The sequence below is a fragment of the Pseudomonas citri genome (assembly GCF_025336485.1).
Taxonomy (GTDB): Bacteria; Pseudomonadota; Gammaproteobacteria; order Pseudomonadales; family Pseudomonadaceae; genus Aquipseudomonas; species Aquipseudomonas citri.
The window spans coordinates 18,608-45,099 of record NZ_JAODAB010000019.1 but is presented as its reverse complement, the minus strand read 5'-3'; the positions used below and the strand labels follow the sequence as shown (position 1 = coordinate 45,099).

The window sequence follows — 26,492 nt, the reverse complement described above, 5'->3', positions numbered from 1 at the left end:
GCCTGTGCGGTAGAGCCTGTTGCCCTGGTGCAAGTCAGCGAGTGCGTCTCAACGGGTCAATTGGTATAGACCGGACCCACGCCCAACCCCCAGACAATCACCGTGAACGCCATGATGGCCACCAGCACCACCAGGCCGACGGCGAGTACCGAACTGGAAAACAGGAAGCCTTCGTCCTGGGGAATGTTCATGAAGGTTGGCAAGCCTACATACAGCAGGTAGACCGTGTAGCAGATCGCCGCGGTACCGACGATCATGCCCAGCCACATGTGCGGGTAGAGTGCTGCCAGGCCTCCAACGAACAACGGTGTCGCGGTGTAGGTGGCGAACGCCACGCAACGGGCCAGGCTCGGGTTGGCATCGTAGGTGCGGGCCATCCAGTGAATGAAGGCACCCATCACCGCCACCCCGCCCAGCATGGCGAGGTACGACATGATGGTCATCCAGAGCGCGCTTTCCAGGGTGAGCATCACCGGTGGACGATTGCCGATGACCCATCCCACCTGCGTGGTGCCGATGAACGCCGAGACTGCGGGAATCGCCGCCAGGATCAGCGTATGGGTGAGGTACATGTGGCTGATGCTTTCCTCCTGATCGCCACGGATTTCTTTCCATTCTTGATCAGGGTGGGTAAAGAGCCCCACGACATGATGGATCATAGTCAGTCACTCCTATGTTAGTGCCATCGCCCCCCAACGGAGCGCCTACGGGCCAAGCGGCCAAGTAAGTGAAGGTCTGTAAATGTGTGCGACCTTATGTCGCAGTATAGGAAGGAGTTACCCCGAGGGGGATGGGGGGCTTAGAGCAAATCGCGCTGTAGGGGGTAGTGCTAATCGCCGATGGGTCTGTGCACAACCCTTGGTGAAGAATCTCACCCTGTGACTGGGCCATTTGGTAAAGAATTCATCCTGTAGCGGGGCCATTGTGGGAGCAAGGCTTGCCCGCGATGGAAGCGATGCGATCTTTCAGGGACCGAGGTGTCTGTTTCGCGAGCAAGCTTTGCTCCCACAATCTTCTGGCCACAGGGGCGGTGCCACATCCGGGATTTTTTGCGTAAAATGCCGCCCCTTCGTCACACCTCACGGATTTCGCGTCATGGGCACTCTTACGGTCAACCAGAACAAACTGCAAAAGCGCCTGCGCCGCCAGGCCGGTGAGGCGGTCGCCGATTTCAACATGATCGAGGACGGCGACAAGGTCATGGTCTGCCTGTCCGGCGGCAAGGACAGCTACACCTTGCTCGATGTGCTGATGCATCTGCAGAAGGTTGCGCCGATCAAGTTCGACATCGTCGCGGTGAACATGGACCAGAAGCAGCCGGGGTTCCCCGAGGATGTGCTGCCGGCCTACCTCGAGTCGTTGGGTGTGGAATATCACATCGTCGAGAAGGACACCTATTCGGTGGTCAAGGAACTGATTCCCGAAGGCAAGACCACCTGTTCGCTGTGCTCGCGCCTGCGCCGTGGCACGCTCTACACCTTTGCCGACCAGATCGGTGCGACCAAGATGGCCCTCGGGCATCATCGCGACGACATCGTCGAGACCTTCTTCCTGAACATGTTCTACAACGGCACGCTCAAGGCCATGCCACCCAAGCTGCGGGCCGATGACGGGCGCAACGTGGTGATCCGCCCGCTGGCCTACTGCAGCGAAAAAGACATCCAGGCCTATTCGGACTTCAAGCAATTCCCGATCATTCCCTGCAACCTGTGCGGCTCCCAGGAAAACCTGCAACGCCAGGTGGTCAAGGAAATGCTCCAGGAATGGGAACGCAAGACCCCGGGCCGTACCGAGAGCATCTTCCGTGGTCTGCAGAACGTCGTCCCGTCACAACTGGCCGACCGCAACCTGTTCGACTTCACCAACCTTCGCATCGATGAAAGCGCCACGCCGCGCTTCGTCAACGTGGTGAACCTCTGAGTTTGGTAACGTCTCGTATTCACGGCGCTCGCGGGCGCCGTTTTCATTTCCCATCCCAGGAGAAGGCATGCGCGATTACAAGTGGTTGCACGAGTATTGTCTGAACCGCTTCGGTTCGGCGGCTGAACTGGAAGCCCATCTGCCTGTTCCCAAGACCCCGGCGCAATTGCGCCAGATCGGCGATGACCGCTACCTCTCGACCCTGGCGCTGCGGGTATTTCGCGCCGGTCTCAAGCACAGCCTGGTGGACGCCAAATGGCCGGCCTTCGAAGAGGTGTTCTTCAACTTCGATCCGGAAAAGGTCGTGCTGATGAGCGCCGAGCATCTGGAGCGGCTGATGCAGGACACGCGCATCATCCGTCACCTGGGCAAGCTCAAGAGCGTGCCGCGCAACGCGCAACTGGTACTGGACGTGGCCCATGAAAAAGGCAGCTTCGGTGCACTGCTCGCCGACTGGCCGGTGACCGACATCGTGGGCCTGTGGACCTACCTGAAAAAGCACGGCCATCAACTGGGTGGCCACTCGGCGCCGCGCTTCCTGCGGATGGTGGGCAAGGACACCTTCACGGCCAGCTATGACGTGGTGGCCGCGCTCAATGCCCAAGGCATCATCGACAAAGTGCCGACCAGCCAACGGGACCTGGCGACGATGCAAGCGGCCTTCAACCAGTGGCATCAGGAGAGTGGTGGAAGGCCGATGTCGCAGATTTCGATGATGCTGGCGTATACCGTCAATCATTGAGACCGCGATAGCGGCGTATCAGGCCACGGCGGGTTCGCCTTCCCCCGCCAGCCGCCGGTTCAACTGAAACCGCCACCGCACATACAGCAACGCCGAGCAGAACACCGCCAGGCTCGCCGCCATCTCCAGGAAGCCGAACAACTGCCGGTTCGGATCGTAGGCGGCCAGCGCCCCCTTGATGAAATACAGATTCACCACGAAACACATCCAGGAATGCCCCCGGGGGCTGCCGCTGATCATCCCGGGTGCCAGGATCAGCAGCGGTATCAGTTCGATCAGCAGAATGACCCATGGGCGTGCGCCATGCAGGTCGGCGATCAGCAGGTAGTACGCACTCAGCAACCCCGCCAGGCCGAAAAAGCACAGCAGGCTGAGGGCGCGGGCGATGCGCACACGGGGTTCCAGCCACTGGATCGGCGGCAGGATTTTCGGCTTCTTAGCCACGGCCGTTCTCCAGCAATTGCGCGGTTTTCGCCAGGCGTGCGCCCAAGGCGCGGCACAGGGCGATTTCATGTTCGTTCAGGCCGCTTTTACCATCGGCCCCGGCGTGATGGCTCGGGCCGTAGGGTGTGCCGCCGCCCTGGGTGTCGATCAGTGCCGATTCGCTGTAGGGCAGGCCGGTGATCAACATGCCGTGGTGCAACAACGGCAGCATCATCGACAGCAGGGTGGTTTCCTGGCCGCCGTGCAGGCTGGCGGTGGAGGTGAATACCCCCGCCGGTTTGCCCACCAAAGCACCGGTCAGCCACAGGTTGCTGGTGCCGTCGAGAAAGTACTTGAGTGGCGCGGCCATGTTGCCGAACCGCGTCGGGCTGCCCAGGGCCAGGCCGGCGCAGTTCTTCAGGTCATCGAGGGTGGCGTACAGCGGGCCTTGGGCGGGAATCTCCGGCGACACCGCCTCGCATTCGGCGGAAATCGCCGGCACCGTGCGCAACCTGGCTTCCAGCCCGGCCTGTTCGATACCGCGGGCAATCTGTCGGGCCATTTCGTTGGTCGAGCCACTGCGGCTGTAATACAACACCAGGATGTACGGTGTGCTCACGGCAAGATCTCCAGGATCTTCTCCGTCGGGCGACCGATCACGGCTTTTTCCGCTGTTTCAAGAATGGGCCGTTCCATGAGCTTGGGATGGGCGGCGATGGCGGCGATCAATTGGGCCTGGCTCAGGCTTTCATCGGCCAGGTTCAGATCCTTGTATTCGTCTTCACCGGTGCGCAGCAACTGCCGGGCGGTGATGCCGAGCTTGCCCAGCAGGCGCTCGAGCTGTGGAGCGTCGAGGGGGGTTTCCAGGTAGCGGACCACGGTGGGCGTCAGGCCACGGGCCTCCAACAGTTCCAGAGCGCCGCGGGATTTCGAGCAGCGCGGGTTGTGATAAAGCGTTAGATCGGTCATGAGCAGGTCGCATCTTGCGTAAGGTGGCGGCTATTCTACTGTGCCGCGAGGCGCCCGGCATCTTGAGAGAGGCAATGGGTCGCGGCAGCGTTCACATTCAGACAAGGATAGGCACATGGCAAGGCGATTGATGGTGGTACTGACACTCATGGGCATGGTGTTGCTCGCCGGTTGCGGGAATGACTACGGGGTGGACCAGAACGGCCAGGCCATCGCTTCGCAGCGGCTGGACAAACAATGGCTGGTGCTCAACTACTGGGCCGAATGGTGCACACCGTGTCGCACCGAGATCCCCCAGCTCAATGCCCTGGCCGAACAGCTCAAAGGGCGCAATGTCGGCGTGTTCGGGGTCAATTTCGACCAGGTCCAGGGCGAAGAGCTCAAGAGTGCCAGTGACAAGATGGGGATTGCTTTCACGGTACTGGCCCGTGATCCGGCCGAGATCTTCGACCTGCCTCGCAGCGAAGGGCTGCCGGTGACCTACATCATCGACAACCAAGGCAAGGTGCGTGAACAGTTGCTGGGGGAGCAGACAGCGGCGGGGGTGATGGCGAAGCTTGAGGCGTTGAAAGCACTTGAATAGCGAGGGAGACATGTGGGTGCAAGGCTTGCCCGCGATGCAGTCGATGCGGTTTCTCGACTATCGAGGTGCCTGTTCGCGAGCAAGCCTTGCTCCCACATAGTCCCTGTCACAGCTCATGCCAGGCTCAGCCTTCTTCCAACCACCAACGCAGTGGCTTGCCCTGGGCTGGCCAGAAACGCATTTGCTCGATGGGCGAGACGTCCCAGCGCTCGACCTTTTCCAGGGCCTGCAAAAAGCGCCTTTCCTGCTCCATCACCGCCGGCCCGCAGAGTTTGCGGGTGCTGCCGATCTTGCCGAAGCTCAGCCGGTGGTCTTCCAGGGTGTAGGGGGCGAACCAGTGGTTGCAGCCGGCATTGCCATAGGCCCGGCCGTCATTGCCCAGGGTGATGGTCAGGTGGCTGTAGTCCATCAAGGGACGTTCACCGATCCATTCCAGGATGTAGCTGCGCTCGTGCTGCAATTGCACCGGCTCGGCGGCGCACCCCACCAGGCCGGCGCCGATCAGCGTGCACAGGGCCAGGCGCGTCATCAAGCGGCAGCCTGGCAATTTGGGCACAGGTGTTTTTCACCTTCGGTGGCCCAGCCCAACTCGGCGATGCGCGCGCTGGCGGCCGGTTTCTGGGCCTTGACGCCAAGCTTGGCATCCACGGCGAACTCGAAGCTCAGCGTTTTGGCACAGCGGTCGCAGTTGACCTCCCAGGTATGGATCGCCAATTCGCCGAACACCGGGCCGCTGGTCATCGCAGTCCACTGGCCCATGGGCTTGAGCAGGTGGCGGACGGTGTCCACGGTCAGGCGCATGGACAGGTCCTTGCTGCCCTTGAGGGTGACGAGCAGCACATCGTTGGCCTGGATCGAACCGCCGTTGCCGGTCACCTGGTAACGACCCGGCGCCAGGGCGCGGACTTCGGTCAGGGTGTGCTGAGGGTTCATCAGGGTGTAGCGAAAATCGTGTTCGGCCATGGGTCCTCCAAATAGGCGCGATATGCTAGCACGGGGCGTGGCTTGGCATGGTCTCGATGGCGGGCAGGCGACGAAATCCACTGTGGGGCGAGCAGGCTCACCCCCAGCAGGTGTGCTGGCTCAGGTTCAGCTTTCTACCAGGTTTTGAGGCGCGCCAGCGGCCCAGGCGGCAATGTTGTCCAGGGTGGTCATGGCAATCGCCGCCAACGCTTCATGGGTCAGGAACGCCTGGTGGGCGGTGACGATCACGTTGGGGAAGGTCAACAGCCGCGCGAGTACGTCGTCCTGCAACGGCTGGTCGGAGCGGTCCTTGAAAAACAACTGGGCCTCTTCCTCATAAACGTCCAGTCCCAGGTAGCCCAACTGACCGCTTTTCAGGGCCTCGATCAGGGCCGGTGTGTCCACCAGCCCGCCGCGTCCGGTATTGATCAGCATGGCGCCGCGCTGCATGGTCGCCAGCGAGTCGGCGTCGATCAAGTGCCGGGTCTGCTCCGTGAGCGGGCAATGCAGGCTGATGATCTGCGCTTGGGCCAGCAGGTCGGCCAGGGGCAGATAGCGGGCGCCCAAGGCTTCGACCTGTGGGTTGGGATACGGGTCGTAGGCCAGCAACTGGCAACCGAAGCCGGTCATGATCCGCGCGAACGTGGCGCCGATCTGCCCGGTGCCGATCACGCCGACAGTCTTGCCCACCAGGTCGAAACCGGTCAGGCCATGCAGGCTGAAATTGCCGTCGCGGGTGCGGTTGTAGGCGCGGTGCAGGCAGCGGTTGAGGGCCATGATCAACGCCACGGCGTGTTCGGCGACCGCATGGGGCGAGTAGGCCGGGACCCGCACGATGCTCAGCCCCAGGCGCTTGGCGGAGAGCAGGTCGACATGGTTATAACCGGCCGAGCGCAGGGCGATCAGCCGCGTGCCGCCTTCGGCCAGCCGCTCCAGCACCGGGGCGCTCAGGTCGTCGTTGATGAACGCGCAGACCACTTCGTGGCGTTCGGCCAGGGCTACGGTGTCCAGGTTCAGGCGGGCGGGTTGGAACTGCAATTCCAGGCCGGCGGGTATCGGGGCATTGCTGAAACTGTCGCGGTCGTAGGTCTGGCTGCTGAATAGAATGACGCGCATGGCGGCCTCTTGAGACGGGAGTGGAGCTAGGCTTTGTACGAAAAGTCGCCGAGCGGCGATCAGGCAAGGCGAAAACAGGCGAGCAAGCGCAGTTGACTGGCTGTCAATGAGCATTGCGAGCCTGTTTTCAACGCAGCATGATCGTCGCGCAGGCACTTTTCGTACAAAGCCCAGCTTAGCCGCTATGGGGGCCTTGCCTATTGCCGTGGATCAGGCACTGATGCGCGCTTCACTGGCCAGACGGTCGATGGCGCGCTCGAGGTCTTCCAGGGCCGAGGCGGCCTTGGGGTCCTGTTGCTTGAGCAGGGTCTCGCTGCGCTGGCAGGCGGCACGCAACTGAGGCACGCCGCAGTAGCGTGTGGCGCCGTGGAGGCGGTGGACCCGCTCGATCAGGGCATTCTGATCACCGGCCTCGCTGGCCTGGCGGATCGCTTCGCGGTCGGCCTCAAGCGACGCCAGCAGCATGGCCAGCATGTCCGCCGCCAGATCGGCCTTGCCGGCGGCCAGGCGAAGGCCTTCTTCATGATCGAGCACCAACAACTCGCTGGCGCCCTGGGCTTCGGCGTTGCGCTCGGGGGACTGATTGCGCAGCGCCAGGCCGGTCCATTTGAGCACCACCTGGGCCAGTTGCCGTTCGCTGATGGGCTTGGTCAGGTAGTCATCCATGCCGCTTTGCAGCAGGGCACGTTTTTCGTTGGCCATGGCATGGGCGGTGAGGGCGACGATCGGCAGCGGCGTGCAGTGCCGTTCACTTTCCCACTGCCGAATCGCTTCGGTGCTCTGGCGACCATCCATGCCTGGCATCTGCACGTCCATCAGGACCAGGTCGAAGGTTTCCTTTTGCACCGCCTTGACGGCGGCGTAGCCGCTTTCCACCGCCAGTACCTTGGCACCCATGTCTTCGAGCAAGGTTTGCACCAGCAGCAGGTTGGCCGGGTTGTCGTCCACGCACAGCACCTTGGGCGCACGGCTGATTACCGGTTCGTTGGGTTCGCTGCGCGGTGGACGCGGGTTGACCAGGTCGGACAGCGAGCGGCGCAGCTTGCGCGTGCACGCCGGTTTGGCCTGCAATTGACTGTGGGGGTTCGGCACCGAGAGGTGGTACAGGGTCTGTTCGGTAGTGGGGCACAGCACCAGGACCCTGCAGCCCAGGTGCTCGAGGTCCCAGATGTGCTGGTTGAGGCGCTCGGGCAGCATGTCGTTGCTGGTGATGCCCAGCACCGCCAGGTCGATTGCCTGATCGGTCTGGTGGGCGATGGTGACGCCGTTGGTCAGGTTTTCCAGGGTGTTGAACGGTGTCACTTGCAGGCCGCAATCTTCGAGCTGGTGCTGCAAGGCCTGGCGGGCCAGTTCGTGGCTTTCCAGTACGGCCACCCGGCGTCCCAGCAACGGCGGGCCAGGCAGGTCCTCGGCGTCGTCGCGGGTCTTGGGCAGGCGCAGGCTGATCCAGAACTCCGAACCTTCGCCCGGAGTACTGTCGACGCCGATCTCACCGCCCATCTGTTCCACCAGGCGCTTGGAAATCACCAGGCCCAGGCCGGTGCCGCCCGGTTGCCGGGACAGCGAGTTGTCGGCCTGGCTGAATGCCTGGAACAACGCCCGCACGTCCTGGCTGGACAGGCCGATGCCGGTGTCCTGGATGCTGATGCGCAACTGCACGCTGTCTTCGTGCTCGTCTTCGAGCATGGCCCGGGCAACGATGGTGCCTTCGCGGGTGAACTTGATCGCGTTGCTCACCAGGTTGGTGAGGATCTGCTTGAGGCGCAGCGGATCGCCCACCAGCGACAGCGGCGTGTCACGGTAGACCAGGCTCACCAGCTCCAATTGCTTGGCATGGGCGGCGGGGGCGAGGATGGTCAGGGTGTCCTGCAACAGGTCGCGCAGGTTGAACGGAATGCTGTCGAGCACCAGCTTGCCGGCCTCGATCTTCGAAAAATCGAGGATCTCGTTGATGATCCCCAGCAGGCTGTCGGCCGATTTTTCAATGGTGCCCAGGTAGTCGAGCTGGCGCGGGGTCAGCTCGCTTTTCTGCAACAAGTGGGTAAAGCCGAGGATGCCATTGAGCGGCGTGCGGATCTCGTGGCTCATGTTCGCCAGGAACTCGGACTTGATTCGGCTCGCTTCCAGGGCTTCCTTGCGTGCCAGGTCCAGTTCGATGTTCTGGATCTCGATGGTCTCCAGGTTCTGGCGCACGTCTTCGGTGGCCTGGTCGATGCTGTGCTGCAACTCTTCCTGGGCATTCTGCAAGGTGCCGGCCATGCGATTGATGCCTGATGCCAGTTCATCGAGTTCCTGGCTGCCCAGCGGCGGCAGGCGGGTTTCCAGGTGGCCCTCCTTGAGTTGCGCCACGGCTTGCTTGATCTGGCTCAGTGGCCGATTGATCGTACGGCCCATGCGCAGGGCCAGCAGCGCGGTAAAGCCCAGGCCCGCGGCAATCAGCAGCAGGCTGGCGAACAGGCTGCGGTAACCGCGCAGCAACATGTTGCTGTGGGACAACTCCAGTTCGACCCAACCCAGCAGGCGGTCGGCTTCTTCAGGAATCAGCTCGCCGGCCAGGTTGCGGTGCCGGCCGAAGACTGGCAACAGATAGCGCGTGGCGTCGTTGCCGGTGCGTTGCAACAACTGCACGCTGTTGCCCTCGGGCACGCGGTTGAGCATGGTCGGGCCGGCGTGGGCCAGCGGCGAGCGGTCGGGAGCAAGGAAGGTGACGGCGCGTACATCCGCCTGCTCAAGGGACTGGGTGGCGATGCGTTCCAGCAGTTCGGTGTCCTGGCGGCTCAAGGCCGGGGCGACCAGCGGGGCAAGCTGCTCGGCGATCATCTCGCCACGTTGCAACAGCTGGGCATGCAGGTCCGATTGCTGCATCCAGGTGAAATAGCCGCCCAGGACCAGCGCCATCAGGCTGGTCGGCAACAGGGTCAGCAACAGCACGCGGCCTTTGATTCCCAGTTTCTTGAGCACACTTGTCTCCTGCATCCAGCGGTCTGATTGACGTTGCGCGCATCCGGCACGCAATACCTGCGCAGTGTAGCGATTTGCAGGCGGGCAATCTTCGTAAAATTCGTGTCGCCACAATGAGCGTGTTCGGCCGGTGGCTTTCGCCTTGCTTATTCCCATAAGCCATAACCACCATACTTTGCGTGATATGGCCCGGCAGGGTTTGCCGGTATGATAGGCACCCCCGCAGTCCGGATTGCGAATACGCCATGACTCTGCAGTACCCAACCATCGCCGATTGCGTCGGCAACACCCCGCTGGTTCGTTTGCAACGCCTGCCTGGCGACACCAGCAATACGCTTTTGCTCAAGCTCGAAGGGAATAACCCGGCGGGTTCGGTCAAGGACCGGCCGGCGCTGTCGATGATCACCCGTGGCGAGTTGCGCGGGCAGATCCAGCCCGGCGATACGCTGATCGAAGCGACCTCCGGCAATACCGGTATCGCCCTGGCGATGGCGGCCGCGATCAAGGGCTACAAGATGATCCTGATCATGCCCGACAATTCCAGCGCCGAGCGCAAGGCGGCCATGACGGCCTACGGTGCCGAGCTGATCTTGGTGACCCAGGAAGAAGGCATGGAAGGCGCCCGTGACCTGGCCGAGCGGATGCAGGCCGAGGGGCGTGGCAAGGTGCTGGACCAGTTCGCCAACGGCGACAATCCCGAGGCCCACTACACCACCACCGGCCCGGAGATCTGGCGCCAGACCCACGGCACCATCACCCATTTCGTCAGCTCGATGGGCACCACCGGCACCATCATGGGCACTTCGCGCTATTTGAAAGAACAGAACCCGAACGTGCAGATCATCGGCTTGCAACCGATGGAAGGCGCGGCTATCCCGGGCATCCGCCGCTGGCCCGAGGAGTACCTGCCGAAGATCTACCAGGCCGAGCGCGTGGACCGCATCATCGATATGGCCCAGGCCGAAGCCGAGGACGTGACCCGTCGCCTGGCGCGTGAGGAAGGCATCTTCTGCGGCGTGTCCTCGGGCGGTGCCGTGGCGGGCATGCTGCGCCTGTCCAAGGAAGTCGAGAATGCGGTGATCGTCGCGATCATCTGCGACCGCGGCGACCGCTACCTGTCGACCGGCATTTTTGACGCACCCAACTGATGGCCAAGCATGAACGAGGCCTGCGCTTCCAGCCCAGCGGCGGAAGCCGGGCGCCACAAGTGCCCACAGGCAAGAAACAGCGCTTGACCATCGAACGCCTGGCCAATGACGGTCGCGGCATTGCCTTTGTCGAGGGCCGAACCTGGTTTGTCATCGGCGCCCTGGCCGGCGAAGAGGTCGAGGCCCGGGTGCTTGGCGCCCACGGCAAAGTGGTCGAGGCGCGTACCGAGCGGGTGTTGGTGCCCAGTGAATTGCGTCGCCCGGCACCGTGCGTCCACGCCGGTCGTTGCGGCGGTTGCAGCGTCCAGCATGTGCCCCATGATGAACAGCTTGCCCTGAAGCAGCGCATGCTCGCCGAGCAGTTGTCGCGGGTGGCCGGTGTGGAGCCGGAGCAATGGGCTGCGCCATTGAGCGGGCCGGAGTTCGGCTACCGGCGTCGCGCCCGCGTGGCGGTGCGTTGGGACCAGAAAGCGAAAAAGCTCGAGGTGGGTTTCCGCGCAGTCGGCAGCCAGGACATTATCGCCATCGGCGATTGCCCGGTGCTGGTACAGCCCTTGCAACCGATCATGACCCAACTGCCGGATATGCTCCGGCGCTTGAGCAAACCCCAGGCGCTGGGGCATGTGGAACTGTTCGCCGGCTCGTCCCTGGCCGTGTTGTTGCGGCACATGGCGCCGCTGTCGGACGCGGACCTGACGATCCTCAAGGATTTCTGCGCCGCTCATCAAGCGCAGTTGTGGTTGCACGGCGAAGGTGAGCCGCAACCGGTCGATCGCGGACAGACCCTGGGTTATCGCTTGCCAACCTGGGACCTGGACCTGGCTTACCGGCCGGGGGATTTCATCCAGGTGAACGCCGGGGTCAACGAAGCAATGATCGCCCAGGCCTTGCAATGGCTGGCGCCCCAACCCGAGGAGCGGGTGCTGGATCTGTTCTGTGGGCTGGGCAACTTCGCCTTGCCGCTGGCACAGCGCGTGCGTGAGGTCGTGGCGGTGGAAGGCGTGCAGACCATGGTGGATCGCGCAGCGGCCAATGCCGTCAGTAACAATTTGCATAACACTGCTTTTTTTCAGGCCGATTTATCCCAGCCGCTTGAAGGGGCGCAATGGATCGGCGAAGGCTTTTCTGCGGTACTCTTGGACCCACCCCGTGACGGTGCTTACGAGGTGGTACGCAAGCTGGCGTCCCTGGGCGCCAGGCGTTTGGTATACGTATCGTGCAACCCGGCAACTTTGGCGCGGGACACGGTCGAATTGATCAAGCAGGGCTACCGGTTAAAACGTGCCGGGATTCTCGATATGTTTCCTCAGACGGCGCATGTCGAGGCCATGGCGTTATTTGAAGCGAGCCAGGATGGCTTGTCCGACTGACCCGTTCGTGTCCACCGCCACAGCCCTGGGCGCAAACACGGGCAACGAAGGTCAGCGATGCTGACGCATTGAATCTGCGTCGTAGGGAAGGTAAGTAAAGATGGTACAGGTGAGAGCACACCAGCCGATCAACACCGACGGCAGTATCAATCTCGAGGCTTGGCTCGATCACACGGTCAGTATCGACATGGCACTGGATCGTGAAGCCTTGAAAGAAGCCTGCGAGTTCGCTCGCGAGGCCGAACAGCAGCACAACGCGGCGAAGAACCTGTGGTCCGAAGGCGCCTCGAGTTTCCGGATGGGCCTTGAGATCGCCGAAATTCTCGCCGACCTCAAGCTCGACCAGGATTCGCTGGTGGCCGCCGTCCTGTATCGCGGTGTCCGCGAAGGGCAGATCCCGTTGCCGGTGGTCAGCCAACGCTTTGGTGCGGTGGTCGCCAAGTTGATCGACGGCGTACTACGCATGGCGGCCATCAGCGCCAGCCTCAGTCCGCGGCACTCCATGGTCCTGGGCACGCAGGGCCAGGTGGAAAACCTGCGCAAGATGCTGGTGGCGATGGTCGACGACGTGCGCGTCGCGCTGATCAAGCTGGCCGAACGGACCTGCGCGATCCGCGCCGTGAAATCCGCTGATGACGAAAAACGCCATCGCGTGGCCCGCGAAGTGTTCGACATCTACGCGCCCCTGGCCCACCGCCTCGGTATCGGCCACATCAAGTGGGAGCTGGAGGACCTGTCCTTCCGCTACCTGGAGCCCGACCAGTACAAGCAGATCGCCAAGCTGTTGCATGAGCGGCGGCTGGACCGCGAGCGCTTCATCACCGACGTGATGACCCAGCTGCGCGAAGAACTGCAAGCCACGGGGGTGGAGGCCGACATCAGCGGCCGGGCCAAGCACATTTATTCCATCTGGCGCAAAATGCAGCGCAAGGGTCTGGAATTCAGCCAGATCTACGACGTTCGCGCCGTTCGGGTCCTGGTGCCGGAAATGCGCGACTGCTACACCGCGCTGGGGATTGTCCACACCTTGTGGCGGCACATTCCCAAGGAGTTCGACGACTACATCGCCAACCCGAAGGAAAACGGCTATCGCTCGCTGCACACCGCGGTGATCGGTCCGGAAGGCAAGGTGCTGGAAGTGCAGATCCGCACCCACGCCATGCACGAGGAGGCCGAGCTGGGCGTCTGCGCCCACTGGAAATACAAGGGCACCGACGTCAAGTCCGGCTCCAACCATTACGAAGAAAAAATCTCCTGGCTGCGCCAGGTGCTCGAGTGGCATGAGGAGCTGGGTGACATCGGTGGCCTGGCCGAGCAACTGCGGGTCGACATCGAGCCGGACCGGGTCTACATCTTCACCCCCGACGGCCACGCCATCGACCTGCCCAAGGGCGCGACGCCGCTGGACTTCGCGTACCGGGTCCACACCGAGATCGGCCACAACTGCCGTGGCGCCAAGATCAACGGGCGGATCGTGCCGCTCAACTACAGCCTGCAGACCGGTGAGCAGGTCGAGATCATCACCAGCAAGCACGGCACGCCGAGCCGCGACTGGCTGAACCCGAACCTGGGCTACATCACCACCTCGCGGGCGCGGGCGAAGATCGTCCACTGGTTCAAGTTGCAGGCTCGCGACCAGAACGTCGCTGCCGGCAAGACCCTGCTCGAGCGCGAGCTCAATCGCCTGGGCCTGCCACAGGTGGATTTCGACAAGCTGGCCGAGAAGGCCAACATGAAGACCGCCGAGGACCTGTTCGCCGCCCTGGGGGCCGGCGATTTGCGCCTGGCGCAACTGGTCAACCTGGCCCAGCAACTGGTGGAGCCGGAGCGTGGCAACGAGCAACTGGAACTGATTCCCCGCAAGGCCGCCGGCTACAAGCCGGGCAAGCGTGGCGACATCCAGATCCAGGGCGTGGGTAACCTGCTGACCCAGATGGCGGGTTGCTGCCAGCCGTTGCCGGGGGATGCGATCGTCGGCTACATCACCCAGGGCCGTGGCGTGAGCATTCACCGCCAGGACTGCGCCTCGGCGCTGCAACTGGCTGCTCGTGAGCCGGAGCGGATCATCCAGGTCAGCTGGGGCCCGGTGCCGGTGCTCACCTATCCGGTGGACATCGTCATCCGCGCCTACGACCGTTCCGGCCTGCTGCGTGACGTGTCCCAGGTGCTGCTGAACGAGCGGATCAACGTGCTGGCGGTCAATACCCGGTCGAACAAGGAGGACAACACCGCGCTGATGTCCCTGACTATCGAGATCCCGGGGCTGGATGCCCTGGGGCGGTTGCTGGGACGGATTTCCCAGTTGCCGAACATCATCGAGACCCGGCGTAACCGCACGCCGGGTTAAAGGTCCGACGCGGTCAAAAATGTGGGAGCGAGCTTGCTCGCGATGAGGGTCTGGCAGTCAAAGATGCAGTGACTGAAAAGGCGCCATCGCGAGCAAGCTCGCTCCTACAGGGATTTATTGGATGGGATGGATTGATGTACAGCCTCGAAGACCTGCTCCACCTGATGAGCCGCCTGCGTGACCTGCAGTACGGCTGCCCGTGGGATATCAAGCAAACCTACGCCACCATCGTCCCCCATACCCTGGAAGAAGCCTACGAAGTGGCCGACGCTATCGAGCGCGGTGATTTCGATCACTTGCAGGGCGAGTTGGGCGACCTGTTGTTCCAGGTGGTGTATTACAGCCAGCTGGCCCGGGAAGAAAACCGCTTCGAATTCGCCGGCGTGGTCGACAGCATTACCCGCAAGCTGATCCGTCGCCATCCCCATGTGTTTCCTACCGGTGACCTTTATGCACCTGTGGACACCCCGCGCCTGAGCGAAGAGCAAGTCAAGCATCGCTGGGAGGAGATCAAGGCAGAGGAGCGGGCCGAAAAAGCCTCGGCTCCGGAACAGTTGTCGTTGCTCGACGATGTGCCGGCGGCGCTGCCGGCGTTATCCCGCTCGGCGAAGCTGCAAAAGCGTGCCGGCCAGGTCGGTTTCGACTGGCCAGGCCCGTTGCCGGTGCTGGACAAGGTTCGCGAGGAGTTGGACGAAGTACTCGAAGCCATGGCCGACAACGATCCGGCGGCCATCAGCGACGAGATCGGCGATCTGCTGTTCAGCGTGGTGAATCTGGCCCGGCATCTGAAAGTCGATCCGGAAACCGCCCTGCGGGGCGCCAATGGAAAGTTCGAGCGACGTTTCCGATTTATCGAACAGGCATTGCGCGACACCCATCGTCCCATGGAAGATTGCACCCTCGAAGAATTGGACGCCTTGTGGGGCGAAGCCAAACGTCAGGAAAAGAATTTGCCCAGCTGTGGCTGAGGCCGTTGCCTAAGTGAGTAAGCACCATGAGCCTTTCCCTTCGCGACCAATTGCTCAAAGCCGGGCTGGTCAACCAAAAGCAGGCCAAGCAGGTCAGCAAAGAGAAACAGAAGCAGCAGCGCCTGGCCCACAAAGGCCAGATCGAGCTGGACGATTCCCAGCAGCGTGCGGCCCAGGAAGCCATGGCCGAGAAGGTCAAGCGCGATCAGGAGCTCAACCGCCAGCAGCAAGAGAAGGCCGAGCAGAAAGCACGGGCTGCGCAGATCAAGCAATTGATCGAAGTCTCGCGCCTGCCGAAGCTGACCACCGAAGATTATTACAACTTCGTCGACGACAAGAAGGTCAAGCGTATCTCGGTCAACACCCTGATGCGCAACAAGCTGAGTAGCGGTTCGCTGGCGATCGTCCACCATGCCGGCGGCTACGAAGTGATCCCGCGCGAAGCCGCGCTGAAGATCCAGGAGCGCGATCCCAAGCGGATCGTCCAGCTCAACACCCAGACCGAAGAAGTGGATGCCGATGATCCGTACGCGGCGTATCAGATTCCGGATGATTTGATGTGGTAGCGCTGGCAACCTGAAAAAACAAACCGTGGCGAGGGAGCTTGCTCCCGCTTGACCGGGCTGGCGCACCAGTGCGAAGCGCTCACAAAAAAGGGCTGCTACGCCCGAACGCGGACCGGCCCAGCGGGAGCAAGCTCCCTCGCCACAGGTTTCTCGTTCCTCCCATAGGGGGGCGTTCAGGACTCCGCCATCTCACGCGAGCGCAACCTCTCTTCGCGCTCCAGTTCAGCCTTGTAGCTATGGGCGTCCGTCTCCGAATGGAACATCCCCACCAGCAGATCTTGCTGATGCACATCCCAGATCCGGATACCGGCGGCAATACCTTCATGGGACATATGAGCGTCGTCGCGTTCAGTTACTTTCACAGTCATCTCGCAAACTCCCATCTCTATTATCTGCAGCAAGGCGTGTGCAGGACTTTGTTATAGGTTTGGATAGCGTGCTAAGTAAATGCTTCGGCGGGTTAAGAAGTTTTCATGACGATCACGAGTCGCCCGTGGGCCAGGCGGTGCGCGGCGTTAGGTCGCAGGTGGGGTTTGTGAAGAAGGTTTCATGTAGGTGACGGCCCCCGCAAAGGCGCTCGATGTGTGGCATTTTGGCAAGAAAAAGCCCCACATTTGCGGGGCTTCGTGAGATCGGTGCTGATCAGCTGCCTTTCACGGCCTTGCCATTGACCGTACCGTCCAGGAGCATGATGTTGTACTCCTTGCCGTCGGTCTCGACCTGTTGCAGGCGCACCAGCAGGTAGTCCCAGTCCTTGGCGAACCAGAGCACGGTGATGCGTTTGCTTTGTGTCGGGTCACGTACGCGTTCGACCTTGATCGCGTCGATCTGGCCAGCCTTGGTGTCGACCTTTTCCGAACCCAGCACGCGGAAGTCGTAGGTATCGACTTCGCCATCATCGACCACCTGATAGCTCATGCTTTTCTTGCCGCTGGCCACGTCGTGTTGCAGGGCCAACTGATAGGTGGACTTGTCGACCATGCCACGGTTGAGCGGCAACTTGACCGCATCGCCGCGATCGACTCCGGTGACCATCTTGGCGTTCCAGTCGAAGTCCAGGTCGGCCTTCTTGGCTTTGCCCAGGCCACCGCGTTCGAAGTGGTAGGACTGCGGCAGCAGGGTGTCCTTGTCCAGCGTCAGGGTGCTTTCTTCGGTCAGGCTGGCGATCATCATCGACGCCTTGAAACTCAGCTTCCAGGTGCCGTTGGCTTCCTTGGTCAGGCTGCGTTCGGCGGTGCCGCTCATGGGCAACTGTTTCCAGTCGGCGGTGTAGCTGGCGGAGAACGGTTGAAGGTCCGCTGCCTGTGCCAGGGGCAAGGCAAACAGAGCACAGGCGAAGAGCAGGGCGCGACGCATAAAATCTCCTAGTCTCGAATCAAATGGCCGCTGGCGGCGAGCAACTGGCCGTCCAGTGAAGCACCGCGATCATCCAGGGTCAGCCGTCCTTCGGCAAACCAACGCACGGCCATCGGGTAGATCTGGTGCTCCCGGGCGTGAACCCGTTGCGCCAGGCTTTGCGGCGTGTCGTGCAACTCTACCGGTATTACTGCCTGTACGACCAGAGGCCCGCCATCGAGTTCCTCGGTGACGAAGTGCACCGAGCAGCCGTGCTCAGTGTCTCCGGCCTCCAAGGCCCGCTGATGAGTGTGTAACCCTTTGTATTTGGGTAGCAGCGAGGGATGGATATTGAACAGGCGCCCCTGGTAGTGGCGTACGAAACCGGCACTGAGGATGCGCATGAAACCGGCCAGGACCACCAGTTGCGGATTGAAAGCGTCGATCTGTTCGATCAGGGCGGCGTCGAAGGCCTCACGGCTCTCGAACGTCTTGTGATCCAGGACGCGGGTGTCGATTCCCGCGTCCTTGGCACGTTGCAGGCCGTAGGCATCGGCGCGGTTGGAAATCACCGCGCGGATACGGACCGGGCTGTCGCCGGTCCGTGAGCTGTCGATCAGGGCCTGCAGGTTACTTCCGGTGCCGGACAACAGCACCACGACATCACAGGTCGCAGACATCTGCATCAGTGAGCCTTAAGGTTTTTCAACTCGACCTGGGCAGCGCCTTCAGCGGCAGCGGCGATCTGGCCGATGACCCATGGCTGCTCGCCGGCTTCACGCAGTACGTTCAGGGCTTTCTCGACGTGCTCCTGGGCCACGCAGATCACCATGCCCACGCCGCAGTTCAGTACGCGGTGCATTTCGGTTTCGTCGACGTTGCCTTTTTCCTGCAACCAGTCGAACACCGCCGGGCGGGTCCAGCTCGCCACGTCCACCACCGCCTGGGCGCCTTTTGGCAGTACGCGGGGGATGTTGTCCAGCAGGCCGCCGCCGGTGATGTGGGCCATGGCCTTGACCGCGCCGGTGTCCTTGATCAGCTTGAGCAGCGGCTTGACGTAGATGCGGGTCGGCGCCATCAGCAGGTCGGTCAGCGGCTTGCCGTCGAGCTGGGTGTTTTCGATGTCGGCGCCGGACACTTCGATGATCTTGCGGATCAGCGAGTAGCCGTTGGAATGTGGGCCGGAGGATGGCAAGGCGAGCAGGGCGTCACCGGTAGCGACTTTCGAGCCGTCGATGATCTCGGACTTCTCCACGACGCCGACGCAGAAACCGGCCAGGTCGTAGTCTTCGCCTTCGTACATGCCGGGCATTTCAGCGGTTTCGCCGCCGACCAGGGAGCAGCCGGACAGCTCGCAGCCGGCGCCGATGCCGGTCACGACCTGGGCGGCGGTGTCGACGTTCAGCTTGCCGGTGGCGTAGTAGTCGAGGAAGAACAGTGGCTCGGCGCCGCAGACCACCAGGTCATTCACGCACATGGCCACCAGGTCGATGCCGATGCTGTCGTGTTTGTTCAGGTTCAGGGCCAGGCGCAGCTTGGTGCCAACGCCGTCGGTGCCCGAGACCAGCACCGGTTGCTTGTAGCCGGCCGGGATCTCGCAGAGGGCGCCGAAACCGCCCAGGCCGCCCATGACTTCCGGGCGCGCAGTGCGCTTGGCGACGCTCTTGATGCGTTCGACCAATGCTTCACCGGCGTCGATGTCTACACCGGCGTCCTTGTAGCTCAGGGAGGGTTGCTTGCTCATGATCCAGGCCTTTAGGGGGAATTTCTGGGTAACGACCGACTGTCAGGGGCGGTGAATAACCGTTGTGCGAATTATTCCGGGTGCCCTGCCGTTGCCGGTCTGCGAAGGCGCGCGATTTTATCAGGCTTGTGGGGCAGCGGCCATCCTCGCGCCGACGGGCAGGGACATATCCGCCGAAAAAAAACCGATATTTCTTGTATTGGTACTGTGGGGTGCGTCTGTATAAGGTGTAGCGATAACCGGCTATGGTGATGACCGTTGCGAAACTTCCATCGGGCGTGTGAATGTTTTGCCGGGTGCCGTGGTCACAGCCATGCTCAATTTTCTTCATTCGGCCTGTTCCAGCCGCTATGTCCGGGAATCTTCCATGCGTTTGTATAAATTCTTGTCCGTGAGCTGCTTGTCGCTGATCAGCCTGGCGAGCCATGCCGAAACCCTCAATGGCCTTTATCAAGTGCTCGAACCGGTCGCCAGCCAGGCGCCGCAAGAGCGTGACCAGGCGACGCTGCGCGCCCTGGACGCGCTGGTGCTGCGCCTGACCGGTGACGCGAAAGCCGTCCAGAGCCCTGGCCTGGCGGCGATCCGCCAGGATCCGCAGCAGATCATTCTTCAGTACGGCTACGACGCCGGGCCTCCCGAAAGCCTGAAGGTGGACTTCGACCCCGTCAGCACTGATCGGGCATTGCGCTCGGCCGGGCTGTCGCTGTGGGGCGCGAACCGGCCTTCGATCCTCGGTTGGTGGCTGAATGATTCGGCCGAAGGTTCCAGTCTGGTGGGCGATGGCCAGGCCAGCGCCACGCCGCTGCGTCGCGCCGCCCAGCACCGCGGTTTGCCTCTGCACCTGCCGCTGGCGGACCTGAGCGAGCAAATCGTCGCTACGGCGCCGAACCTGGAGGGCGGCGACCCGGCCCCGTTGCGCCAGGCCTCGGAGCGCTATGGCGCCGACGCCTTGCTGGCGGTGCATGCCAAGGAAGAGGGCGGTCAATGGCGCGGCACCTGGCGACTGTGGCTGGGGGATCAGCGCGAGCAGGGCAACGCCGAGGGCGCCGACCCTGCCGCCCTGGCCGACACGATCATGCTGGCGGTGAGCCAACGCCTGGCGCCGCGTTTCGTCGCCAAGCCGGGCGTGGCCACCGAGCAAGTGCTGGAAGTGCAAGGCATGAACCTGGAGCGTTACGCGATGCTTGGGCGGTTGCTCGAACCGTTCGGCGGGCAATTGCAGCGGGTCGAGGATGATCGGGTGGTTTATCGGGTCAGCGGCAGCACCGAGCAGTTGAAAGCGCAACTGGCCCTGGCGAAATTGCAGGAGATTCCAGCTGGCGAGGCTGTTGCGCCCGCGGCTCAACCCGCGGCCGATGGCTCGGTTCCCGTGGCGGCACCAGCACCAGCACCTGCGCTGACGCCCAGCCTGCGGTTTCGCTGGTAGGTTTTCTTTCTTTATATAGGAGTTGTTCATGGGCGACACGCGACGTTGGTTCTGGTTGGGCGGGGTGGCCCTGCTGTTCGCGTTTATCTATCTGCTGCACCCGATTCTCACGCCGTTCCTGGTTGCCTTGTTGCTGGCGTATCTCTTCGATCCGGTGGTGGATCGCCTGGAAAAAATCGGCCTGTCGCGCACGTGGGGCGTGGTGGCGGTGTTTGCCCTGTTCACCTTGATAGTGAGCGCTTTGCTGCTGGTGCTGATCCCCATGCTCGCCAAGCAACTGGTGCGCTTGTACGAGCTGGCGCCGCAGATGCTCGACTGGTTGCAGCACATCGCAGTGCCGTGGGTACAGTCGAAACTGGGGCTGTCGGACGGCTTCTGGAAGTTCGACAAGGTCAAGGCGGCCATCAGTGAGCACATGGGCCAGACCACCGACATCGTCGGCGTGGTATTGAGCCAGGCCACGGCCTCGAGCCTGGCGTTGATCGGCTGGTTGGCGAACCTGGTGCTGATCCCGGTGGTGGCCTTCTATCTGCTGCGGGACTGGGACGTGATGATGGCCAGGATCCGCAACCTGCTGCCGCGTCACCGGGAGGCGCGCATCATGACGCTCACCGGTGAATGCCATGAAGTACTCGGGGCGTTCGTGCGTGGGCAGTTGCTGGTCATGGTCGCCCTGGGCTTCATCTATGCCGCTGGCTTGATGCTGGTGGGGCTGGAGCTGGGGCTGTTGATCGGCATGATCGCCGGGCTGGCGGCCATCGTGCCTTACATGGGGTTTGTGATTGGTATCGGCGCGGCGTTGATCGCCGGGTTGTTCCAGTTTGGCGGCGATCTGTACCCGATGGTCGGCATCGTGGCGGTGTTCATGGTCGGCCAGATGCTGGAAGGCATGGTGCTCACGCCGTTGCTGGTGGGCGATCGCATTGGTTTGCATCCTGTGGCGGTGATCTTCGCGATCCTGGCGGGTGGCGAGTTGTTCGGCTTCACAGGAATCCTGCTGGCGCTGCCGGTGGCGGCGGTGATCATGGTGCTGCTGCGTCATGTACACGAGGTGTACAAGGAGTCGGACATCTACAGCGGCGTCGAAGACCCTGATTTGTAGGGCGAGTGGCACATGCGGCGCAGGGAAACCGGCGCCGCCTGTTCCAGTGGTTGCAAACCTTTGATTTTGCTCGTGGTCCGGCGCATTGTGCGGTCCGCCTCACGGGTATAGACTTTGCACACCTTACACAGAGGCCACTAGCGGTTCCTTGGGAACTGTTCAGTCCGCATGAAACCGATTCAACTGCCCCTAGGTGTGCGTCTGCGTGATGACGCCACCTTTATCAATTACTACCCAGGCGCCAATGCCGCTGCACTCGGCTATGTCGAGCGGCTTTGCGAAGCCGACGCTGGCTGGACCGAGAGCCTGATCTACCTGTGGGGCAAGGACGGGGTAGGGCGCACGCACCTGTTGCAGGCCGCTTGCTTGCGCTTCGAGCAAATGGGCGAGCCGGCCGTATACCTGCCGTTGACCGAGCTGATGGATCGCGGCGTTGAAATCCTCGATCACCTTGAACAATACGAACTGGTGTGCCTGGATGACCTCCAGGCAGTGGCTGGCAAAGCCGATTGGGAAGAGGCGCTGTTTCATCTGTTCAATCGGTTGCGTGACAGCGGACGGCGGCTGTTGATTGCCGCTTCCACATCGCCGCGGGAACTGCCGGTAAAACTGGCGGATCTCAAATCCCGTCTCACCCTGGCGCTGATTTTCCAGATGCGCCCGCTCTCCGATGAAGACAAGCTGCGCGCCTTGCAGTTGCGTGCCTCCCGGCGTGGTCTGCACCTGACCGATGAGGTCGGGCATTTCATTCTCACCCGTGGCACCCGCAGCATGAGCGCACTGTTCGAATTGCTCGAACGCCTCGACCAGGCCTCGCTCCAGGCTCAGCGCAAGCTGACCATTCCTTTCTTGAAAGAAACCTTGGGCTGGTAGAACCAGCGAAAATAGTGGCTCATGGCCTGTTCTGGGCGCAGTGAAACCCGCGGCGCTGCTGGGTTGCAGGCTGCGTGACGTTTGCAATGGGCTTAAGCGCTTAGATGTAAATGCAAAAACGGAAAGTCACATTTTTATCGATTGAATTTGCAAATGAGGTTGATAGAGGGCATAGTCTCGCCATCTTTACTACTTCAGCCACGGTCGTGCCCATGCTAAAGCGCTTCGCACCCCTCGTGCCTCTCGCACTCGTTACCCTGCTGTTCGGTTGCGCTGCTCACTCTCCAGTGTCCCAGCAAGCGCCACAAGCACAGGTCAAGAATTCCGTTACCGCCCAGTCTTCCTCTTCCTCGGTTTCGTTCCAGGAAGAAATGGCCAACGACAAAGAGCTGGCAGCCTTCGCCGGCAGCAAGCCTTATCAGCTCCCTGTGCTGGCTGACAGCATCCTGGAGCGCGGCATGTCGTTGATCGGCACCCGCTACCGTTTTGGCGGTACCTCTGAAGCCGGCTTCGATTGCAGTGGTTTCATCGGCTATCTGTTCCGCGAAGAAGCCGGCATGAACCTGCCACGCTCCACCCGCGAAATGATCAACGTGAACGCTCCATTGGTCGCGCGCAACCAACTGGAACCGGGTGACCTGCTGTTCTTCAGCACCAGCGGTCGTCGCGGTCGCGTCAGTCACGCCGGTATCTACCTGGGTGACAACCAGTTCATCCATTCCAGCAGCCGCCGCAGCGGTGGCGTGCGAATCGACAGCCTGGGCGACAGCTACTGGAACAAGACCTTCATCGAAGCCAAGCGCGCCCTCGCCATGGCCCCGACTGTGATGACTGCCCGCAAGTAAGCGCACAGTTCATAGGGCAAACTTAAAGTGTTACTTGAAGTTTGCCCTATAGCCGCTAGAATCCATGATCATTGATTGATGGCAATCCGCCTGCGTTTACGCAGGCGGATTTGTTTTCATGTCCACGGCAGAAAAAAGCCGCATCCCGATCAGGATTGTTCTGCATATGACGACGCCGGCCCGCTTCGCTCTCCTATTGATTGCCGCGCTGCTCAGCGCTTGCGCCAGCCGCACGCCACCCCCCGCGCCCGTGCGGGCTCCGGTGGTCTTCGCCCCTTCGCAGCCTGCTTCCCCGGCCGCCGAAGACGTGCTCTTCCGGGCGCTGGGACTGGTGGGCACGCCGTATCGCTGGGGCGGCAATACCCCTGATTCTGGTTTCGATTGCAGCGGCCTGATTGGCTACGTCTACCGCGACGCCGCCGGTATTTCCCTGCCACGTTCCACACGTGAAATGATCAGCATGCGGGCGCCAGAAGTGGGCAAGGACGCGCTGCAGACCGGCGACCTGGTGTTCTTCGCCACCAACGGCGGGTCCCAAGTCAGCCATGCCGGGATCTATGTCGGCGAAGGGCGCTTCGTCCACGCGCCAGCCACTGGCGGTACGGTCAAACTCGACAGCCTGTCCAAGGCTTACTGGCAGAAAGCCTATCTGAGCGCCAAGCGGGTGTTGCAGCCGGAGAGTCTGGCGCGTATTCCCTGAGGATTAAAAAGATCTCTTTGGCCGGTGTTCGGCTCAGCTTCTTCAGCAGATTATTTACCTGACACCCGCCAGATCTTGTTCCCCACATCGTCGGCCACCAACAGACCTCCCTGCTTGTCGATCACCACGCCCACCGGCCGGCCCTGGGCCTTTTCATCGGCGTTCAAGAAGCCAGTCAACACGTCCAGCGGTTGCCCCACCGGTTTGCCATCCTTGAACGGTACGAAAATCACTTTGTAGCCACTGTGGGGCTTGCGGTTCCAGGAGCCGTGCTGCCCGATAAATGCCCCTTCGGTAAACGGGGCGGGCAGGGTGCTGCCTTCGGCGAAGCTCAAGCCCAGTGAGGCCGTGTGGGGGCCTACGGCGTAGTCGGGGGCGATGGCCTTGGCCACCAGGTCCGGGTTCTGCGGTTCGACCCGGACATCGACGTGCTGCCCATAATAGCTATAGGGCCAGCCATAGAACGCGCCGTCCTTGACCGAGGTGATGTAGTCCGGGACCAGGTCGCTGCCGATTTCGTCCCGCTCGTTCACCGCGGTCCATAGCGCGCCGCTGCGCGGTTCCCAGGCCAGGCCGTTGGGGTTGCGCAAGCCTGAGGCGAAGATGCGGTGGCTGCCACTGGCGCGGTCCACTTCCCAGATCGCCGCGCGACCTTCCTCGGCCGCCATGCCGTTTTCCGCGACGTTGCTGTTCGAGCCGGTGGTGACATACAGCTTGCTGCCGTCGCGACTGGCGATCACGTTCTTGGTCCAGTGATGATTGAGGGGGCCACCCGGCAAGTCGACGACCTTGGTCGCAGGCGCCTTGATCTGGGTGTCGCCTTCTTTATAGGGGAAGCGAATCAGTCGGTCGGTGTCAGCCACGTACAGGTCATTGCCCACCAGGGTCATGCCGAACGGCGAGTTGAGGTTTTCCAGGAACACCGAGCGGGTTTCGGCGACGCCATCGTGATTGGCGTCGCGCAGGAGTGTGATGCGATTGGGGCTGGGCACTCCGGCGCCAGCGCGGCCCATGACTTTTTTCATCACCCAGCCACGGATGCCCTTGCCGTCGTCCGGCTTGGGCGGGGCGTTGGTTTCGGCCACCAGCACGTCGCCATTGGGCAGCACGTAGAGCCAGCGCGGGTGGTCAAGGCTGTCGGCGAACGCAGCCACTTGCAGGCCTGGGGCCGGGGTGGGTTTGACGCCGTCCGGCCAGCCGACCGCTTCGGCGATGTTGACGGTGGGGATGAAGGTTTTGTTCGGCTCGGGCAGTTTCGGCGAAGGGCCGCTGCCATCGGACACCTGCAGCGTGGATGACTCGCCACAAGCGACCAGCCCGGCGGCCAGGGTGACGATCAAAAGATGGGATGGCTTGAGCATGCTGGCTTCCCTATGAATGCATGTGGTTATTCATAGAGAAGCGTAGACGAGCGATGGTTCAACCCGTCAACCATGCGCCTGCTTGAACAACACAGCGATGCCCGGATGATAGTTGCCGGCCTCGTTGCGCAACTTGCGGTAGGCGTAGGGGAAGTACCAGGCTACGGCGCAGGTGGTTTCCTTTTGCAGTTCGTCGACCATGTCCTGCAATTCTTCGGGGGTGGTGCTTTGCTGGGCTTTTTGCGGGGCGACGAACAGGCAGCCTAGTCGCAAGTCGCTGGCGTAGCTGATGCGCTTGGCATCGCACGTGGCCTCGAGCAGCGGTTGGGTCAGGTTGAGGCTCTTGACCCGCGGCCAGCGCTGAGTGGCCTGGATGAAGGCGCGCTCCTCGCTGCTGGCGATGAACAGGTGGGCGCGAGCGTTGCGTTCGCCTTCTTCATTTTGCTTGCGGGTGGGGGCGTCCTGCAGCGTGACCATCTCGGCCATCCAGGCTGCCGCCGACAGCAATCCCAGGTTGGCCTTTTCATCGAACCAATAAGGGCTGTCGTTATCGCCGCGTACGGCGTTGTAGCGGTCGATGCAATCGAACCAGCGCTCCAGCAGCGGGCGCAGGAATTCCAGCTTGGGATTGCTGATGATCATGCCTTGCATACAGTTGCCCTCTTGTTATTGTGATATCGGGAAGTGATGCCTATTTGATATCACTTGCCGTAGCGTGGCACAAGATTGACGTCATTTTATTGATCGGGGCCAATGTTCGATGCGGCGCCCGCGGCGGCTTTCATTGACGCTCCCCCCCCAACCCTCTAACCTTCGCGGCTTGTTTCAGGTGCTTTGTGGCGATGGCCGACAAAGTGAAACAGGGAAGCCGGTGAGCCTGTGCAAACCCGGCGCTGCCCCCGCAACGGTAAATGAGTCAAGGCTCCCTATAAGCCACTGTGTCCAAGGACATGGGAAGGCGGGTGGTCCGGCATAACGCCGCTCATGAGCCCGGAGACCGGCCTGATTCATCCAACGGCATCACGGTGGG

The 26,492-nt window shown here is 62.1% G+C and carries 27 protein-coding genes and 1 riboswitch; of the genes, 13 read left to right on the top strand and 14 right to left on the bottom strand.

Features of this window, described 5'->3' with window-relative positions; all coding sequences use genetic code 11:
• Positions 1-56: 56 nt before the first annotated feature.
• A complete protein-coding gene (locus N4Q37_RS19580; RefSeq protein WP_260961201.1) occupies positions 57-659 on the bottom strand; it encodes a Yip1 family protein in 603 nt (200 codons plus the stop codon).
• Positions 660-1,095: 436 nt separating this feature from the next.
• Here N4Q37_RS19580 and ttcA point away from each other — a divergent pair, with 436 nt between their 5' ends.
• Positions 1,096-1,920, top strand: a complete 825-nt coding sequence (ttcA, locus tag N4Q37_RS19575) for a tRNA 2-thiocytidine(32) synthetase TtcA (RefSeq protein WP_260961200.1) — start codon at positions 1,096-1,098, stop codon at positions 1,918-1,920.
• Between the two features lie 67 nt (positions 1,921-1,987).
• A complete protein-coding gene (locus tag N4Q37_RS19570) occupies positions 1,988-2,662 on the top strand; it encodes a DNA-3-methyladenine glycosylase I (RefSeq protein WP_260961199.1) in 675 nt (224 codons plus the stop codon).
• 18 nt (positions 2,663-2,680) lie between these two features.
• On the opposite strand, the gene N4Q37_RS19565 is transcribed toward N4Q37_RS19570, so the two are convergent.
• From N4Q37_RS19565 to arsC, 3 genes are read right to left on the bottom strand one after another with little or no spacing between them, the layout of a single operon-like run.
• A complete protein-coding gene (locus N4Q37_RS19565; protein WP_260961198.1) occupies positions 2,681-3,106 on the bottom strand; it encodes a DUF2069 domain-containing protein in 426 nt (141 codons plus the stop codon).
• Positions 3,099-3,704 carry an NAD(P)H:quinone oxidoreductase gene (gene wrbA / locus N4Q37_RS19560; protein WP_260961197.1) on the bottom strand — a complete coding sequence of 202 codons (606 nt, stop codon included), beginning with the start codon at positions 3,702-3,704 and terminating at the stop codon, positions 3,099-3,101. The genes N4Q37_RS19565 and wrbA overlap by 8 nt, the downstream gene beginning before the upstream one ends.
• Positions 3,701-4,054, bottom strand: coding sequence for an arsenate reductase (glutaredoxin) (gene arsC, locus N4Q37_RS19555; protein WP_260961196.1), 354 nt, complete (start codon positions 4,052-4,054; stop codon positions 3,701-3,703). The genes wrbA and arsC overlap by 4 nt, the downstream gene beginning before the upstream one ends.
• A 115-nt stretch (positions 4,055-4,169) precedes the next feature.
• Here arsC and N4Q37_RS19550 point away from each other — a divergent pair, with 115 nt between their 5' ends.
• Positions 4,170-4,637: a TlpA family protein disulfide reductase gene (locus N4Q37_RS19550; RefSeq protein ID WP_260961195.1), complete on the top strand. Its 468-nt coding sequence runs from the start codon at positions 4,170-4,172 to the stop codon at positions 4,635-4,637.
• Positions 4,638-4,761: 124 nt separating this feature from the next.
• On the opposite strand, the gene N4Q37_RS19545 is transcribed toward N4Q37_RS19550, so the two are convergent.
• The 4 genes from N4Q37_RS19545 to N4Q37_RS19530 all read right to left on the bottom strand — a co-directional run bounded on the left by N4Q37_RS19545 (position 4,762) and on the right by N4Q37_RS19530 (position 9,677).
• Complete coding sequence (locus tag N4Q37_RS19545) at positions 4,762-5,166, bottom strand: META domain-containing protein (RefSeq protein WP_260961193.1); 405 nt, start codon at positions 5,164-5,166, stop codon at positions 4,762-4,764.
• Positions 5,166-5,600: a hypothetical protein gene (locus N4Q37_RS19540; protein ID WP_260961191.1), complete on the bottom strand. Its 435-nt coding sequence runs from the start codon at positions 5,598-5,600 to the stop codon at positions 5,166-5,168. Before N4Q37_RS19540 ends, N4Q37_RS19545 begins: the two co-directional genes overlap by 1 nt.
• A 126-nt stretch (positions 5,601-5,726) precedes the next feature.
• Positions 5,727-6,716, bottom strand: coding sequence for a 2-hydroxyacid dehydrogenase (locus N4Q37_RS19535; RefSeq protein ID WP_260961190.1), 990 nt, complete (start codon positions 6,714-6,716; stop codon positions 5,727-5,729).
• 210 nt (positions 6,717-6,926) lie between these two features.
• A complete protein-coding gene (locus tag N4Q37_RS19530) occupies positions 6,927-9,677 on the bottom strand; it encodes a response regulator (RefSeq protein WP_260961189.1) in 2,751 nt (916 codons plus the stop codon).
• Positions 9,678-9,922: 245 nt separating this feature from the next.
• Between N4Q37_RS19530 and cysM the strand changes: the two genes are divergently transcribed.
• From cysM to N4Q37_RS19505, 5 genes are all read left to right on the top strand, one after another.
• Positions 9,923-10,825, top strand: a complete 903-nt coding sequence (gene cysM / locus N4Q37_RS19525) for a cysteine synthase CysM (protein ID WP_260961188.1) — start codon at positions 9,923-9,925, stop codon at positions 10,823-10,825.
• Complete coding sequence (gene rlmD / locus N4Q37_RS19520; RefSeq protein ID WP_260961187.1) at positions 10,825-12,195, top strand: 23S rRNA (uracil(1939)-C(5))-methyltransferase RlmD; 1,371 nt, start codon at positions 10,825-10,827, stop codon at positions 12,193-12,195. Before cysM ends, rlmD begins: the two co-directional genes overlap by 1 nt.
• 100 nt (positions 12,196-12,295) lie before the next feature.
• Entirely contained in the window at positions 12,296-14,542 is a 2,247-nt protein-coding gene (gene relA / locus N4Q37_RS19515) for a GTP diphosphokinase (RefSeq protein ID WP_260961186.1), read from the top strand.
• 134 nt (positions 14,543-14,676) lie between these two features.
• Entirely contained in the window at positions 14,677-15,510 is an 834-nt protein-coding gene (gene mazG, locus N4Q37_RS19510; RefSeq protein WP_260961185.1) for a nucleoside triphosphate pyrophosphohydrolase, read from the top strand.
• Between the two features lie 26 nt (positions 15,511-15,536).
• A complete protein-coding gene (locus tag N4Q37_RS19505) occupies positions 15,537-16,076 on the top strand; it encodes a DUF2058 domain-containing protein (protein ID WP_134925420.1) in 540 nt (179 codons plus the stop codon).
• 173 nt (positions 16,077-16,249) lie between these two features.
• On the opposite strand, the gene N4Q37_RS19500 is transcribed toward N4Q37_RS19505, so the two are convergent.
• From N4Q37_RS19500 to purM, 4 genes are all read right to left on the bottom strand, one after another.
• The gene (locus N4Q37_RS19500) at positions 16,250-16,444 is read right to left on the bottom strand and encodes a hypothetical protein (protein WP_025215049.1); all 195 of its coding nucleotides are present in this window, start codon (positions 16,442-16,444) and stop codon (positions 16,250-16,252) included.
• Positions 16,445-16,718: 274 nt separating this feature from the next.
• Positions 16,719-17,432 (bottom strand): DUF3108 domain-containing protein, encoded by a 714-nt coding sequence (locus N4Q37_RS19495; RefSeq protein WP_260961183.1) that lies wholly within the window; start codon positions 17,430-17,432, stop codon positions 16,719-16,721.
• 8 nt (positions 17,433-17,440) lie between these two features.
• Positions 17,441-18,091 (bottom strand): phosphoribosylglycinamide formyltransferase, encoded by a 651-nt coding sequence (gene purN / locus N4Q37_RS19490; RefSeq protein ID WP_260961262.1) that lies wholly within the window; start codon positions 18,089-18,091, stop codon positions 17,441-17,443.
• A 5-nt stretch (positions 18,092-18,096) separates the two neighbouring features.
• On the bottom strand, positions 18,097-19,155 hold the full coding sequence (purM, locus tag N4Q37_RS19485) for a phosphoribosylformylglycinamidine cyclo-ligase (protein WP_260961182.1): 1,059 nt from the start codon (positions 19,153-19,155) through the stop codon (positions 18,097-18,099).
• A 367-nt stretch (positions 19,156-19,522) separates the two neighbouring features.
• On the opposite strand from purM, the gene N4Q37_RS19480 reads away from it, so the two are divergent.
• From N4Q37_RS19480 to N4Q37_RS19460, 5 genes are all read left to right on the top strand, one after another.
• Positions 19,523-20,581 (top strand): DUF2066 domain-containing protein, encoded by a 1,059-nt coding sequence (locus N4Q37_RS19480; protein ID WP_260961181.1) that lies wholly within the window; start codon positions 19,523-19,525, stop codon positions 20,579-20,581.
• Positions 20,582-20,609: 28 nt separating this feature from the next.
• Positions 20,610-21,683 carry an AI-2E family transporter gene (locus N4Q37_RS19475; RefSeq protein ID WP_260961180.1) on the top strand — a complete coding sequence of 358 codons (1,074 nt, stop codon included), beginning with the start codon at positions 20,610-20,612 and terminating at the stop codon, positions 21,681-21,683.
• A gap of 168 nt (positions 21,684-21,851) precedes the next feature.
• Positions 21,852-22,556, top strand: coding sequence for a DnaA regulatory inactivator Hda (gene hda / locus N4Q37_RS19470; RefSeq protein ID WP_260961179.1), 705 nt, complete (start codon positions 21,852-21,854; stop codon positions 22,554-22,556).
• 212 nt (positions 22,557-22,768) lie between these two features.
• Positions 22,769-23,401, top strand: coding sequence for a C40 family peptidase (locus N4Q37_RS19465; protein WP_260961178.1), 633 nt, complete (start codon positions 22,769-22,771; stop codon positions 23,399-23,401).
• 166 nt (positions 23,402-23,567) lie between these two features.
• Positions 23,568-24,101, top strand: a complete 534-nt coding sequence (locus N4Q37_RS19460) for a C40 family peptidase (RefSeq protein WP_260961177.1) — start codon at positions 23,568-23,570, stop codon at positions 24,099-24,101.
• A 50-nt stretch (positions 24,102-24,151) separates the two neighbouring features.
• Here the strand turns inward: N4Q37_RS19460 and N4Q37_RS19455 are convergent, their stop codons facing one another.
• Complete coding sequence (locus N4Q37_RS19455) at positions 24,152-25,462, bottom strand: PQQ-dependent sugar dehydrogenase (protein WP_260961176.1); 1,311 nt, start codon at positions 25,460-25,462, stop codon at positions 24,152-24,154.
• A 66-nt stretch (positions 25,463-25,528) separates the two neighbouring features.
• Positions 25,529-26,113, bottom strand: coding sequence for a hypothetical protein (locus N4Q37_RS19450; protein ID WP_260961175.1), 585 nt, complete (start codon positions 26,111-26,113; stop codon positions 25,529-25,531).
• Between the two features lie 159 nt (positions 26,114-26,272).
• A riboswitch (cobalamin riboswitch) is annotated at positions 26,273-26,482 on the top strand.
• Positions 26,483-26,492 lie beyond the last annotated feature (10 nt).